Below are 13,008 nucleotides of genomic sequence, written 5' to 3'. Positions count from 1 at the left end.
AAGGAAAGGAACTCACCATGTTGTTAGCTGAAGCCCTCGCCGAGCGCGCCGAAGCCCAGGCCCGCCTCGACGAACTACGCTCACGCATCGTCGCCGTGGCCCGCGTCCAAGAGGGCGATACCCCGGACGAGGATCCGGCAGAGCTCCTCGCGGAGGCGGAACACCTCGTGGACCGCATCGACGAGCTGGTCAAAGCAATCAACGCAACAAACTCGGCCACCGCGTTCGACGCTGAGCGCAACCTCACCGCGGCGCTCGCGGACCGCGACGGACTCATCCGGCGTCGCCGCCTGCTTGCCGATGCCGCCGAAGCCGCCGCCGCGCGCCAAGACCGGTTCTCCCGCAGCGAGATTAAGTTCGTCTCCACCCTCGACGTCGCGGCGTTGCGAAAGAAGATCGACGAAGTCTCCAAGGCCTACCGGGAGCTCGACACAAAGATTCAGCAGAAGAACTGGAGCACCGAAGTCGTCTAAACGTAGTTGGTAGTCCACGCCACCCCACATCAGCGAGCGCACCTCGGCCTTGGACGAGAAAACCCAAGGATTCTGTTGGCAGCCTGGTAGCGGAGCAGGCTGGGAAGTTCAAGTCTTCCCACCGTATTGCGCAGTCCGCCGCACATGTCACAGGAGCACAAGCGGGTAACAACCCCGCGCACCGCTCACATATCACCACCACCGCGCTGGGATGAGGGAACGTGGACGAGGGTTGGGCAAGGGGACTACACGTTCAAAACAGCGGGGACGCGATGACGCGTCCCCGCTTTTCGCATACTCACGGGGTCTAAATCACAATCACTTGCAATAAGTGTCGGGAGTATGTACATTTTTCAATGTTCAACAGATTGAACTCTTTACTTCAATTTTAGAGAAATGAGAGATACGCACGTGAAACGCATTCCTGCGCTCGTCACCCTGTGCGCCGCCGCGCTGGCCTTGAGCGCGTGTTCGAGCGATGCGAGCGCCGACAAACCGAAGGACCACCTCACCGTTTTTGCCACGACGGGCTACCTGGCTGACGCCGTGCACAACATCGCGCCGGACGCCGAGATCACCACGATGGTCGGCCCGGGCGGCGACCCGCACACGTACCAACCCACGACGAAAGACATCGAGGCCATGCAGTCCGCGGACCTCGTCGTGTGGAACGGCCTGCACCTCGAGGCACAGATGATCGACCAACTCGAGTCGCTGGGCGACAAGCAGATCGCGGTCGGCGACAAGGTGGACCAGGCGGGTCTGCTGCCCTGGCCGGAGCGCAGCGCGGACGGCGAGAAGCTCTACGATCCGCACATCTGGAACAGCCCGGAGCTGTGGACCCAGGTCGTCGACGCGCTGGGCGCCAAGCTCGGCGAGGTCGATAAGGACAACGCCGCCGCCTACGTCCAGGCCGCGGATGACTATGAGAAGCAGATTCAGGCCGCCGAGGACAAGGCGCGTGCCGAGCTGGAAAACGCCACGCCCCGCGTCCTCATCACCGGCCACGACGCCTTCAACTACTTCGGTAAGACCTTCGACTTCGAGATTCACGCGACGGACTTCGTGACCTCCGAGGCTGCGAAGTCCCCGACGGAAATCTCGGAGCTCGCCGATACCATCGCGGAGAAGAAGATCCCCGTCATCTTCCAGGACAACCTGGCGAACCCGCAGGCGGTGACCTCCCTCAAGGAGGCCGTGCACGCCCGCGGCTGGAACGTCACGGTCTCCTCGGAAGAGCTGTTCGCGGACACGCTGGGCCCCGACGCCCCGAATGACACCTACTTGGGCGCCTTTGAGCACAACGCTCACGCCGTCGCGGAGGCGCTCACCAAATGATAAGACTTGCAGGTCTCACCGTCGCCTACGGGTACACACCGGTGCTCGAGGATGTAGCCATTACCTTTCGCACTGGAGCGATGACGGGGCTCATTGGCGCCAATGGCGCTGGTAAGTCCACTCTCATCAAGGCGGCGGTGGGCCTGCTACCCGCTCCCGGCGCGCAAATCGACATAGACGGCACCGTGGGCTATATGCCGCAACATGCAGATATCGATTGGGACTTCCCCGCCACGCTTATTGACGTCGCGCTCATGGGCCGCACGCCCCACCTACGCTGGTGGCAGTGGCCGAGCCGCAACGACAAGCAGATCGCGGACCACATGCTCGAACGCGTCGGCCTAGCTGACAAACGCAACGATCCCATCAGCGCCCTGTCCGGGGGCCAGCGCCAGCGCACGCTGCTTGCGCGCACCCTCGCATGTGAGCCGGACATCCTCATCCTCGACGAGCCCTTCGCCGGCGTCGACCAACAGAGCCAGGCCACGATCACAACAATCCTCCGGGAGCTGCGAAACCAGGGCACGACCATCATCCTCGTCCACCACGACCTCGCCGAGGTCGCCGAGCTCTGCGATGACGTCGTCCTCGTGGCGAACCGCAAAATCCTCGCCGCGGGCCCCACTGAGACCACTCTCACCGAGTCCGCCATCTCCGAGTTGTTTAGTCTGCCATGATCCTCACCGAGCTCTTCACCAACTACACCTACCAGCAGGCACTCGCGGGCACCGTCACCATCGGTGCGTGCGCCGGGGCGCTCGGCCCGCTGGTCTATCTGCGCCGGCAATCCTTGCTTGCCGATGCCGTCTCCCACTCCAGCCTGCCCGGCCTCCTCATCGCCTTTGTCACGGCGACCGCGCTTGGCATGAACGGCCGCACTGTCGGAGTCCTCGTGTGCGGCGCCGTGGCCACCGGACTGCTCGCCGTCGCCGCCATCCACACCCTCCCCCAGGTCACCCCCTTGAAACAGGATGCCGTCATGGCCGCTGTGCTCACCACGTTCTTCTCCGTGGGCATGCTCATCCTGCAGTACGTCTCGCGCACGCCGTTGCCGGGCAAGGCTGGCATCCAGGACTTCTTACTCGGCAACGCCTCGACGCTCACCCGCGCCGACGTCGTTACCTCCCTCGTCATCGGCGTGGGCATCCTCGTCGTGCTTGCCGTCGTGCACAACCATCACTCCGTCATGATTTTCGATCCCGCCTTCGCCCGCGTCACCGGCACGCGTACAAGAATCATCAACACACTCGCCTTCGTCGCCATCACGGTCATCACCGTCCTCGGCGTCAAGGTCGTGGGCGTCGTCCTCATGGTCGCCGTCGTCGTGAGCCCCGCCGCCGCGGCCCGTCAGTGGATCCACCGCCTCCCCACCTTCATAGGTCTCGCCTCCTTTCTCGGCGCCGCCTGCGCCGTCCTAGGAACTGCACTGTCAATCCACTTCGCCATTCCCACCGGCCCCACCATCGTCCTCGTGCAGGCGGCCGTTGTCGCCGTGTCGCTCGCCGTCTCCCCGCGCCGCCGGGCGGTGATCGCATGAGTCTCGCACTTGCCGCCTGCCTCCTCGCCGTTGCCACGGCTCTCGCCTGCGCGCTGCCCGGCGTCTTCGTCGTACTCAAGCGCGAATCCATGGTCATCGACGGCATCGGCCACGCGGTCCTGCCCGGCATCGCCGTGGGCTACCTGTTTACTGCGGACATTGACTCGCCAGTCCTGCTCGTGACGGCGGCATCGGCAGGCTTAGCCGTCGCCCTCGGTACGGAATGGCTGGGACGCTCCGGCCTGCTTGCGGGCGATGCCCCGCTGGGCCTTATCTTCCCGGCGCTCTTTGCCGCCGGCGTCATCCTCATCTCCACGCGCATGAGCCACGTCCACCTCGACGTGCATGCGGTCCTGGTGGGCGATCTCAACCTCGTCGCGCTCACGCATCCGGGCTACGCGCTCGTCATGGCCATCATCGCGATTCTCAACGTCACTTTTTGTGCCGTTGCCCTCCCGCGGCTTACAACCAGCACCTTCGATCCCGCCTTCGCACACAGCGCAGGCCTGCGCACTCGCGGACTCCACGTCGCCTTCATGGCGCTCGTCTCACTCACCGCGACGGCCGCCTTTCAGGCCGCCGGCGCCATGCTCGTCATCGCACTCATGGTCATTCCTGCGTGTGCCGCACGCCTGCTCACCACGCGCGTGATGACCATGCTCGCCACCGCGTGCGGGATTGGCATCCTGGGTGCCCTGGGCGGATTCTGGTTGGCCTATCACCTCAACGCGGCGACCTCCGCAGGCATGGCCGTCACCAACGCGGGGCTGGGTGTCCTCGCTTTCCTGATCTCACGGCTGCGAACGACTAGATTTGTCAGTCATGAGCGAGCAGAGAACTTACAGCACGGACAACCCGTTCAAGCCGGAATTGTGGACTAAGGTCCCCGGCTTCGAGGACCTCACGGACATCACGTATCACCGCTTGATCGGTGAGAGCCGCGCCGACGGCATCGTCCGTATCGCCTTCGACCGCCCGGAAGTGCGCAATGCCTTCCGCCCGCACACCGTGGACGAGCTCTACCACGTCCTCGACCACGCGCGCCGCACCCCCGATGTGGGCACGGTTCTGCTCACCGGCAACGGCCCCTCCGTGAAAGACGGCGGCTGGGCCTTCTGCTCCGGCGGCGACCAGCGTATTCGCGGCCGCTCGGGCTACCGCTACGCGGATGGTGAGACCGCGGACACCGTCGATACCGCCCGCGAGAAGGTCGAGGGCGGCCGCCTCCACATCCTGGAGGTCCAGCGGCTTATCCGCACCATGCCCAAGGTTGTCATCGCCGTGGTCAACGGCTGGGCCGCGGGCGGCGGGCACTCCCTCCACGTCGTCTGCGACATGACGGTCGCCTCGCGCCAGGAGGCCCGCTTCAAGCAAACCGACGCGGACGTGGGATCCTTCGACGCCGGCTACGGCTCCGCCTACCTCGCAAAGATGGTGGGTCAGAAATACGCCCGCGAGATCTTCTTCTTAGGCCGCACCTACGACGCCCAGCGCATGTACGAGATGGGCGCCGTCAACGAGGTCGTCGACCACGCCGACCTTGAAGACGCCGCCATCCAGATGGGCCGCGAGATCAATATGAAGTCCCCCACCGCCCAGCGCATGCTCAAGTTCGCCTTCAACCTCACCGACGATGGACTTATGGGCCAGCAGGTCTTCGCCGGCGAGGCCACCCGCCTGGCCTACATGACGGACGAGGCCGTCGAGGGCAAGAACGCCTTCCTCGAGAAGCGCGACCCGAACTGGGACGAGTTCCCGTATTACTACTAGTCAGGTTCCACAGACTGCCATGGTTTATCTCGCCATCGCCTTCGCCGTCGTTGCCCTCTGCGGCATCATCGGCGCCCGCGTCTGGATGATCAAAGGATTGCGCGACGCCCGCGACACGGACGAGCGCCCTTTCGATCATGACGATGAGCTGCGAAATCCCTACCAATAGGGACACGAGTCACTTTATCTTTAAAGTAAAAATCCCGCACAAGGATTGGACGTTGCCCTTACTTCAAGGTTAAAGTCACTCCCCATGAAGTATTCCGGCATTTCCGTATCGACCATGAACCTCGCGAGCTCGTTTGTCATGCTCGCCGCTCGCCTCATCGTGGGCATCGTCCTCGCTGCCCACGGCTGGCAGAAGTTCACCGAGTGGACCATCGCGGGCACCACCACCGCCTTCGAGGGCATGGGCGTTCCGGCCCCGGGCATCGCCGCTCCGGTCGCTGCCATCATCGAGCTCGTCGGCGGCATCCTGCTCATCATCGGCCTGCTCACCCGCTGGGTTGCTGGCCTCGTCGCCATCGACATGCTGGGCGCCTTCGCCATCGTCCACGCCGGCAACGGCATCTTCGTCGACGGCGGCGGCTGGGAGCTCGTCGGCATGATTCTTGCCGCAGCCCTCATGCTCATCGCCGCTGGCCCTGGCACGCACTCCGCCGACCAGTTCATCGCAAAGGCGCGCGCCCGCGCCTAAATCCTCACCGCTCGCGGTAGCCTACGTACCGTGACTCATCTTCTCGCCCCGCTACCCGTTAGTCTCCACGACCCGTCCGCCATCCTGGACGATCTGGAGGCAGCGATAGCGGGGCGACATTCCTATGTACCCGTCCCCGCCGAGGATAAGACGAAGGCAGAGCTGCTGCGCAACCACATGCGAGTCGGCGAACCCATCGCCGAGGACATCGCCCTCGTCGTCCCCACCTCCGGCTCCACGGGCACGCCGAAGGGCGCACAACTTACCGCCGCCAACCTCGTCGCGAGCGCCGATGCCACCCACGAGCGCCTCGGCGGCCCTGGCCAGTGGCTGCTCGCCATGCCCGCCCACCACATCGCAGGGATCCAGGTCCTCGTCCGCTCGCTCGTCGCCGGCGTCGAGCCGCTCTGTCTCGATCTCAGCCACGGCTTCGACGTCCCCGCCTTCGCGAAGGCCGCAGCCGAGCTCGCCGCCACAGGCGACCGCATGTACACGGGACTGACCCCCATGCAGCTCGCCAAGGCCATGGATTCCCTCCAAGGCATCGACGCGCTGCGCGAATTCGACGCCATCCTCGTCGGCGGCGCCGCCACGCACCCTCAGCTCCTCGAATCCGCCCGCAAACTGCGCATTCGTCCCGTCACCACCTACGGTTCCTCGGAGACCGCCGGTGGCTGCGTCTACGATGGCGTCTCACTTCGTGATACGGAAATCCAGATCGACGATGACGGTCGCATCCTCTTGGGCGGACCCACCATCGCGCACGGTTACCGCAATGTGCATTCCGATGCCTTCCACGACGGGTGGTTCGCCACCTCCGACGCTGGCTACCTCAACGGCGACACCCTCACCGTCACCGGGCGCCTGGACAACATCATCAATTCGGGCGGGCTCAAACTCCACCCCGAGGCCCTCGAGCAGCTCCTCCTCCACATCCCCGGCGTCGACGCCGCCTGCGTCGTGGGCATCCCCGATAAGCGCCTGGGTCAGATGATCGTCGCTGCCTACACTGGCTGGGCCTCCCGTACAGACATCCTCATCGCCCTCGACGACCTGCCCCGCTGGCAGGTGCCGAAGGACGTAAAACGCCTGCCCGAGATGCCACTCACTGGCCCCGGCAAGGTCGACCGCCGCGCCGTCACCGCCCTTTTTCAGAAAGCATAGACACGACCCACAGCTTTTACTAAGGTTACGGGAGTGAAATTTGTTAACTTCTGGGGCCGCGCGAAGACAGCCATGCTCTTCACCGGCCTCCTCTCCCTCGCCGCCCCAATCGCCACCCCCATCGCCACTGCCGCGCCCCTCGATGATCTGCGGCACATGAGCAGCCAAACGGCAAACCAGCTCAACTGAGCCGCCGCCGACCTCACCGCGCAGGTCAACGAGCAGCTCGGCGCCATCCCCGGAAGTTCCCAGGCGCAGCTTCCCGCCGCGCCGGCCCCGCGCGTGGGTAACGCGAAGCCCGCCCCGTTCTTCGTCAACGGCACCGGCGGCCAGGTCTTCACTCAGTCCACCGGCCGCACGCGGCGCTACCTCATCGAGATGCCCACGCACTATAACCCGGCGCGTCCCGCCCCGGTCATCTTCGGCTTCGACGGCTGGCGCGATAGCCCGGAGAATTTCCGCCGCTACTCACGCCTCAACGAGACGGGTGCAGCGCGCGAGGCCATCCGCATCTACCCCGAGTCCATCAACCACGGCTGGGAGGGCGCGCCCTACGCGGTCGTGCGAACCGGCGAGGACCTCGCGTTCATCACGCAGATCATCGATGAGCTCGACCGCACCTACAACGTAGACCGCCGGCGCATCTACGCCACGGGTCACTCCAACGGCGGCGGCATGACCGCGGTCGTCGCGTGCCACCTGCCCCACGTCTTCGCGGGCGTGGCCGCCGTGGGCGGCGCTTACTACGACCCCGTCAACATGAATTGCCGGAACGAGGCCATCCCGTTCCTCATCATGCATGGCACCGGCGACACGATGATGTTCTATCACGGCGGCTACCGCCACAACGGCGCGCACTTCCTCGACGTGGACCACCTCATGAGCAGCTACATCAAGCGCAATGCCTGCGCGTTCCCGCCACGCATCGAGAACATCCCCGGCGGCCAGCGCCACGTCTACGCGTGTGCGAAGGAAGAACTGCAGCTCATCACGAACTCACAGAATCATACGTGGAATCGGACGCCGGACGCGTCGCAGGAGGTGTGGAACTTCCTGTCGCGCCAGCGCCTCTAATAGCCCGCCACACGGCGTCCACGACGAGGAAGACCACGAGCGAGATGCCAAAGAGCGGCGCGATAATGGCGTAGATGACCAGGCACAGCACGAGCGTCACCAGCGCCGGCTTCGAGAGCTTGCCGAAGCCCTGGGGGCCCGCGAAGCGCCGCCCCCTCCGGAACCACATGACAAGGCCCAGAATGCTCACGACGAGCAGCGCGAGCGCGATAAGCGCCAGCACAATCTGATTGACCAGTCCAAAGAGGAAGCCCATGTGGAGATTGATAAGCCACTCGGTGAGCTTCGCCGCGAGCGGCCACTCAGAGAAATTGACACGCTCCACAACGTGGCCGTCCACCACGGCGATGGCGTCGTTATGGAAGACAAAGGGAGCGCGCGCCTCCGTGATATTCCACGCGGCACCGTTCGGCTGCAGGTTGAGGATTCCGCGCAGCCCAGCCTCGCGCGCCACGTCATAGGCGCCATCAAGCGACGCAAGATCCGGCCCCATGTCCATGTGCTCCATGGAACCCGCACCGTGACCAGCATGCTCGCTGGCCGAGGCCGAGAGCTGCGGCGCCTTCCAGTGGAGCAGTGTGCGTAGCTTGCCAATGTTCCCGCCGGCCACGGAGGACCATGTCAGTCCCGTCACCGTGAGGAAGAGAAATCCAGCAGAGCACAGGGCACCCAACCACGCATGCGTGCGCAGCGTGCCGCGAGTGCGCTTCCGGCGGCCAAGCCAGAGCACAAGTCCGCCGATGGTGAGTGCGCCCATCCAGCTCGCGGCGAGCTCCGAGTAGAGCCGGCCTGGCTCGCCGAGCCACAGCGAGCGGTGGCCATTGGATAGCCACGCGCGCAGCGGCAGCGCACGGGAGCTGCCGTACTGGACCTTTTCGCCGCGCACCTCACCCGTCGCCGGGTCCACGAAGACCGCGTGCGTGTAGCTCTTCGAGGGCAGCGCGTCATCCGCAAACAGCACGCGAGTGTTCTCCCCCGGGATGACCTGGACGGTGTTGAGCGCGAGATCCGGATACACCTCGCGCGCTGCCTCGACCTGGTCCTCGAGCGAGACAACTGCTTCACCCGAGGGCCGGGTGAGGTCGGCATAGACGATCTTCTCCAGGCTCGGCGCGAGCGCATAGAGCACGCCTGTGAGCGCGGCAACGATGAGAAAGGGCGCAACGATGACGCCCACGACAGTGTGGAGCCTTCTGAGAACGCCGAAGCTCCTCGGCGACAAATGAATTATTGAAATCACGTGTCAGTTGTCGACGGGGAAACCCCAATGGTTCCCAACAATTTTCCTCTATTAACCCCCGACGCATAGTTCAATGGAATGAACACTATGGTTCAAGCATAGATAACCTGCAGGTATAAGCGGCACACGAGGAACCGTGCAGCCGCAAAAAATCTACATTCCCGAGACCGTAACCTCGCGTGCCGCGTCAAGCGCGAGCGGCATCACGGCGTCTCCGACCCGTACCCGCACGAGTCCCGCGACGACCGCCTCAACGGTCACGCTCTCGCCCACGCGCACCCCATGTTCCTGGAGATAGCGCAGCAACTCGGCGTCCTCGTCGCGGACCCGCTCGATGGCGACGGTGGCGCCCACGGGGGCATCGGCAAGCGTGGCTGTGCCCAGGTCCTCGATGCGACCCTCCGGATCTGGGATGGGATCGCCATGCGGGTCGCGCGCGGGCGAGCCGAGCAGCGCGTCGAGACGCTCAACGAAGAGATCCGAGCACGCATGCTCGAGCTGGTCCGCGTCCTCGTGGACCTCGTCCCACGTGTAGCCCAGCGTCGTGACGAGGAAGGTCTCCAGCAGCCGGTGGCGGCGCACCATCCCCATGGCGAGGCGGCGGCCTTCCTCCGTGAGCTGCACGCCCGAGTAGCGCTCGTGATAGACGAGCCGCTGCGCCGCCAGACGCTTCACCGCCTCCGAGGCCGTGGGCAGCTTCTGGCCCGTGCGCCGCGCCAGTTCGCCCAGCGGCACCGCGTCCCCGCCGGTATGCTCCGCAATATCCCACAGGACCTTGAGATAATCCTGGGTGCGCTCGGGCAAGTCCGCCAGCCGAAGGTGTTCATCCATGAATAACAGTCTAGCGATCCTGCATTCAGAGCCCGCACCCGCGCGTGGCACAATATGTTCCATGACCACACCCGCTCAGAAGTATCCCGCGACCGCTCATGACTGGCTCGAAGGAGCCCGCCCGCACACATGGGCCAACGCCTTCGCCCCCGTCGTCGCGGGCACGGGCGCTGCCGCAGCGCTCGGTGGATTCCACATCGGGCGCGCGCTCCTCGCGCTCCTCGTCGCATGGGCTCTTATCGTGGGTGTCAACTACGCGAACGACTACTCGGACGGCATCCGCGGCACGGACGAAGACCGCACCGGCCCGCAGCGCCTTACCGGTGGCGGATTAGCGAAACCGCAACACGTCAAGTACGCGGCCTTCGCCTGCTTCGGCGTCGCCGCACTCGCGGGTATCGCGCTGTCTATCTCCGCGGACGCCTGGTGGTTCATCCTCGTCGGCGCCCTGTGTATCGCGGGCGCGTGGTTCTACACCGGCGGCAAGAACCCCTACGGCTACATGGGACTGGGCGAGGTCGCCGTCTTCGTCTTCTTCGGCCTCGTCGCCGTCCTCGGCACGCAGTTCACGCAGGCTCACGCCACCTCCTGGACCGGCGTGCTCCTCGCCATCGGTGTGGGCGGCATGAGCTCCGCGGTAAACCTGGCGAACAATATCCGCGACATCCCCTCGGACACCGAGGCCGGCAAGATCACCCTCGCGGTGCGCCTCGGCGACCAGAAATCTCGCCTGCTCTTTACCGCGCTGCTGCTCCTGCCCACCGTGTACACAATCATCATTGCGTTCGGTTCCTGGGCAGCGCTCGCGGGCCTGCTCTACTTCCCGTTCGCGCTGCAGGCGGTGCGCACCGTCAACCGTGGCGCCCGCGGCCCCCAGCTCATCCCGGTCCTCGGCCTCGCTGGCCGCGCGATGCTCATCTGGGCACTGCTCACCGCAATCGCCGTGGCTTTCATCTAGCGCATGCAGGGCGTTCTCACGGGCTTCGCCATCATCCTGGCGGTCATCTTCATTGGTTGGTTCCTCGCCGTGCGCGGGATCATTGCCAGCGACCGAGAGCGTCTCATGTTCAACCGCGTGGCGTTCTACGCGGCGACCCCGGCGCTTCTCTTTGACTCCGTCGCGCGTTCCGATCCGGCGAATGTCTTCACACCGGTCACACTCATTATCATCGTGACGACCGTCATCGTCTCCGGGCTCTACCTTGCGCTCTTCTGGCGCAAGGGCCTCGCCAACGCCACCTCCGGCGCCGCCGCCGCGAGCTACTTCAACTCGGTCAACATTGGCCTGCCGGTCTCCATTTACGTCCTCGGCGACTCGACGTACGCCATCCCCATGGTCTTTATCCAGATGGTGCTCTTCACGCCCATCATCCTGGGCGCGCTGGGCGGAAAGTCGCTCCTCGGCGCGGTGAAAACCGGACTGCTCTCCCCCATGGTCGTGGCGAGCATCCTCGGCTTCATCGTCGCTTACACAGGCATCCACGTCCCCGAACCCATTACGGAACCCATTCATCTGCTGGGCGGCGCCTCCATCCCCATGATCCTCATGAGCTTCGGCGCCTCGCTCAAGACCTCCGGTGTGCTTTCCGATGCCACCGTGCGCACCCAGGTGCTCGTCTCTTCTGGTCTCAAGCTCGCTGGCATGCCCGCCATCGCCTTCGCCGTAGCCACCCTCGTTGGCCTCGACGCTGACGCGGTCTATGCGGCCACGATCCTCGCCGCGCTACCGACGGCGCAGCAGGTCTACAACTATGCGGCGACCTTCCAAGCGGGCCAGACTGTCGCGCGCGACACCGTCTTCATCACGACCTTCGGCGCGCTGCCGGTCATGCTCATTATCGCCGCACTCTTCGGACGTTAGTTTTTCTGTTCGGTCGCGCCCGCGAAAGTAAAAGGTGTACCTGAGAAGGTGTAATTCATCTTCTAAGGACCACAATGCACCATCTCAATGACACCCTCTTGGGCTCCACGCTTGGGTTCCACGCGGAAGCCAGGTTTAACGGCCCGCGAGCTCCTGTTCGACCCACGCCTTGTGCGCCTTGCGCTGCGCGGAGTACGCGGCGAGCGATTCGGTGGCCTCCACGCGCCACCTGGTGAACATGAGCATGGACAGCGGCAGCGCAAGGAAGAGCGCAAGCATCGCCGAGATGAGCAACATGACGGGGGCGTTCACGAGCAGCACGATGCCGTGAATGATAACCGTGAGCACGAGGAAGAGTCCCAGGCGGGCCAGGCCGTATTTCACCATGGCGCGACGCGACTTCTTACGCAGCTCCGGATCCGGTGCCGGCGGCTCGGGGTTCGTATTCTCCTCAATCATTCGTATGATTCTACGCGCCCCGCGCGAAACCCGAAAAGCTAGAATGGCCCCCATGGGTAGAATCCTCCTCCTCGTCCTCATCGTCGTTGCCGTCATCCTCGTCTGGAAGGCCTTTGGCCCCGGCACGTGGAACAACAACCGGAAAAACGTGCAAGGCCCGGCCACCCCGCAGATCAAGGGGCCGGACGATGATGAGAACTTTTTGTGGGAGCTCGACAAGAAGCGCTTCAAGGAGCGCCGCGCACGCGAACGGGAGCAGAAGAAGAACGAAGACGAAAAATAGCGCTGAAGATTAGCGCTGTGTGAAGGTCATCTCGAGGCCCAGCGCGTCTGCAACGGCCACGACTTTTTCCCAGCGCACGCCCGTGCCACCATGCTCGATGGTGTGGAGGGTGGAGCGGGAGATACCGGCGGCATCGGCAAGCTGTTGCTGCAAAATGCCCAGCTCACGGCGGCGCGCGGCGAGCTGCGCGCCAAGGTCAAGCAACGCCGGATTATCGCCAGCAGGCTTGCCTTGTTTATTGCGCGTACGGTTTAACGGGCTTTCCTCAGACACGGGGAACC

At 64.5% G+C, this 13,008-nt stretch carries 18 protein-coding genes; 14 read left to right on the top strand and 4 right to left on the bottom strand.

The genetic code is table 11. The annotated features are described in order from the left end of the window. Positions 1 to 17: 17 nt before the first annotated feature. The 11 genes from HMPREF0307_RS06550 to HMPREF0307_RS06510 all read left to right on the top strand — a co-directional run bounded on the left by HMPREF0307_RS06550 (position 18) and on the right by HMPREF0307_RS06510 (position 8,053). Positions 18 to 473 (top strand): DIP1984 family protein, encoded by a 456-nt coding sequence (locus HMPREF0307_RS06550; RefSeq protein WP_066489845.1) that lies wholly within the window; start codon positions 18 to 20, stop codon positions 471 to 473. Between the two features lie 411 nt (positions 474 to 884). Continuing rightward, complete coding sequence (locus tag HMPREF0307_RS06545) at positions 885 to 1,811, top strand: metal ABC transporter substrate-binding protein (protein ID WP_066489839.1); 927 nt, start codon at positions 885 to 887, stop codon at positions 1,809 to 1,811. Next, the gene (locus tag HMPREF0307_RS06540) at positions 1,808 to 2,488 is read left to right on the top strand and encodes a metal ABC transporter ATP-binding protein (protein WP_066489834.1); all 681 of its coding nucleotides are present in this window, start codon (positions 1,808 to 1,810) and stop codon (positions 2,486 to 2,488) included. Before HMPREF0307_RS06545 ends, HMPREF0307_RS06540 begins: the two co-directional genes overlap by 4 nt. Further along, positions 2,485 to 3,348, top strand: a complete 864-nt coding sequence (locus tag HMPREF0307_RS06535; RefSeq protein ID WP_066489827.1) for a metal ABC transporter permease — start codon at positions 2,485 to 2,487, stop codon at positions 3,346 to 3,348. The genes HMPREF0307_RS06540 and HMPREF0307_RS06535 overlap by 4 nt, the downstream gene beginning before the upstream one ends. Then, positions 3,345 to 4,229, top strand: coding sequence for a metal ABC transporter permease (locus HMPREF0307_RS06530; protein WP_066489825.1), 885 nt, complete (start codon positions 3,345 to 3,347; stop codon positions 4,227 to 4,229). The genes HMPREF0307_RS06535 and HMPREF0307_RS06530 overlap by 4 nt, the downstream gene beginning before the upstream one ends. After that, positions 4,171 to 5,118 (top strand): 1,4-dihydroxy-2-naphthoyl-CoA synthase, encoded by a 948-nt coding sequence (locus HMPREF0307_RS06525; protein ID WP_066489817.1) that lies wholly within the window; start codon positions 4,171 to 4,173, stop codon positions 5,116 to 5,118. The genes HMPREF0307_RS06530 and HMPREF0307_RS06525 overlap by 59 nt, the downstream gene beginning before the upstream one ends. 19 nt (positions 5,119 to 5,137) lie before the next feature. Next, complete coding sequence (locus HMPREF0307_RS13160) at positions 5,138 to 5,287, top strand: hypothetical protein (protein WP_168164068.1); 150 nt, start codon at positions 5,138 to 5,140, stop codon at positions 5,285 to 5,287. Between the two features lie 84 nt (positions 5,288 to 5,371). Further along, complete coding sequence (locus tag HMPREF0307_RS06520) at positions 5,372 to 5,815, top strand: DoxX family protein (RefSeq protein ID WP_082723259.1); 444 nt, start codon at positions 5,372 to 5,374, stop codon at positions 5,813 to 5,815. Between the two features lie 30 nt (positions 5,816 to 5,845). Further along, positions 5,846 to 6,979 carry an o-succinylbenzoate--CoA ligase gene (menE, locus tag HMPREF0307_RS06515; RefSeq protein ID WP_066489806.1) on the top strand — a complete coding sequence of 378 codons (1,134 nt, stop codon included), beginning with the start codon at positions 5,846 to 5,848 and terminating at the stop codon, positions 6,977 to 6,979. Between the two features lie 33 nt (positions 6,980 to 7,012). Beyond that, positions 7,013 to 7,168 carry a hypothetical protein gene (locus tag HMPREF0307_RS12930; RefSeq protein WP_156435911.1) on the top strand — a complete coding sequence of 52 codons (156 nt, stop codon included), beginning with the start codon at positions 7,013 to 7,015 and terminating at the stop codon, positions 7,166 to 7,168. 93 nt (positions 7,169 to 7,261) lie between these two features. After that, positions 7,262 to 8,053, top strand: a complete 792-nt coding sequence (locus HMPREF0307_RS06510) for a CE1 family esterase (protein ID WP_231725096.1) — start codon at positions 7,262 to 7,264, stop codon at positions 8,051 to 8,053. Here the strand turns inward: HMPREF0307_RS06510 and HMPREF0307_RS06505 are convergent. Together HMPREF0307_RS06505 and HMPREF0307_RS06500 are read right to left on the bottom strand one after the other, a co-directional pair. Further along, entirely contained in the window at positions 7,968 to 9,293 is a 1,326-nt protein-coding gene (locus tag HMPREF0307_RS06505) for a PepSY-associated TM helix domain-containing protein (protein WP_255356870.1), read from the bottom strand. The genes HMPREF0307_RS06510 and HMPREF0307_RS06505 overlap by 86 nt on opposite strands. A gap of 153 nt (positions 9,294 to 9,446) precedes the next feature. Further along, positions 9,447 to 10,124, bottom strand: a complete 678-nt coding sequence (locus HMPREF0307_RS06500) for a metal-dependent transcriptional regulator (protein WP_066489795.1) — start codon at positions 10,122 to 10,124, stop codon at positions 9,447 to 9,449. 61 nt (positions 10,125 to 10,185) lie between these two features. Between HMPREF0307_RS06500 and HMPREF0307_RS06495 the strand changes: the two genes are divergently transcribed. Next, the gene (locus HMPREF0307_RS06495) at positions 10,186 to 11,082 is read left to right on the top strand and encodes a 1,4-dihydroxy-2-naphthoate polyprenyltransferase (protein ID WP_066489790.1); all 897 of its coding nucleotides are present in this window, start codon (positions 10,186 to 10,188) and stop codon (positions 11,080 to 11,082) included. Between the two features lie 3 nt (positions 11,083 to 11,085). Then, positions 11,086 to 11,985 carry an AEC family transporter gene (locus HMPREF0307_RS06490; RefSeq protein WP_066489783.1) on the top strand — a complete coding sequence of 300 codons (900 nt, stop codon included), beginning with the start codon at positions 11,086 to 11,088 and terminating at the stop codon, positions 11,983 to 11,985. A 135-nt stretch (positions 11,986 to 12,120) separates the two neighbouring features. On the opposite strand, the gene HMPREF0307_RS06485 is transcribed toward HMPREF0307_RS06490, so the two are convergent. Then, positions 12,121 to 12,444: a DUF4229 domain-containing protein gene (locus HMPREF0307_RS06485; RefSeq protein ID WP_066489773.1), complete on the bottom strand. Its 324-nt coding sequence runs from the start codon at positions 12,442 to 12,444 to the stop codon at positions 12,121 to 12,123. Between the two features lie 52 nt (positions 12,445 to 12,496). Between HMPREF0307_RS06485 and HMPREF0307_RS06480 the strand changes: the two genes are divergently transcribed. Next, on the top strand, positions 12,497 to 12,727 hold the full coding sequence (locus HMPREF0307_RS06480) for a hypothetical protein (protein ID WP_066489764.1): 231 nt from the start codon (positions 12,497 to 12,499) through the stop codon (positions 12,725 to 12,727). A 9-nt stretch (positions 12,728 to 12,736) separates the two neighbouring features. On the opposite strand, the gene HMPREF0307_RS06475 is transcribed toward HMPREF0307_RS06480, so the two are convergent. Next, positions 12,737 to 13,000, bottom strand: coding sequence for a helix-turn-helix domain-containing protein (locus tag HMPREF0307_RS06475; protein ID WP_066489756.1), 264 nt, complete (start codon positions 12,998 to 13,000; stop codon positions 12,737 to 12,739). Between the last annotated feature and the right edge of the window lie 8 nt (positions 13,001 to 13,008).

Origin of the sequence: Corynebacterium sp. DNF00584 (genome assembly GCF_001552965.1) — a bacterium.
Taxonomy (GTDB): Bacteria; Actinomycetota; Actinomycetes; order Mycobacteriales; family Mycobacteriaceae; genus Corynebacterium; species Corynebacterium phoceense.
Note: the sequence above shows the minus strand (reverse complement) of the source record. Positions and strands in the feature narration are given on the sequence as shown.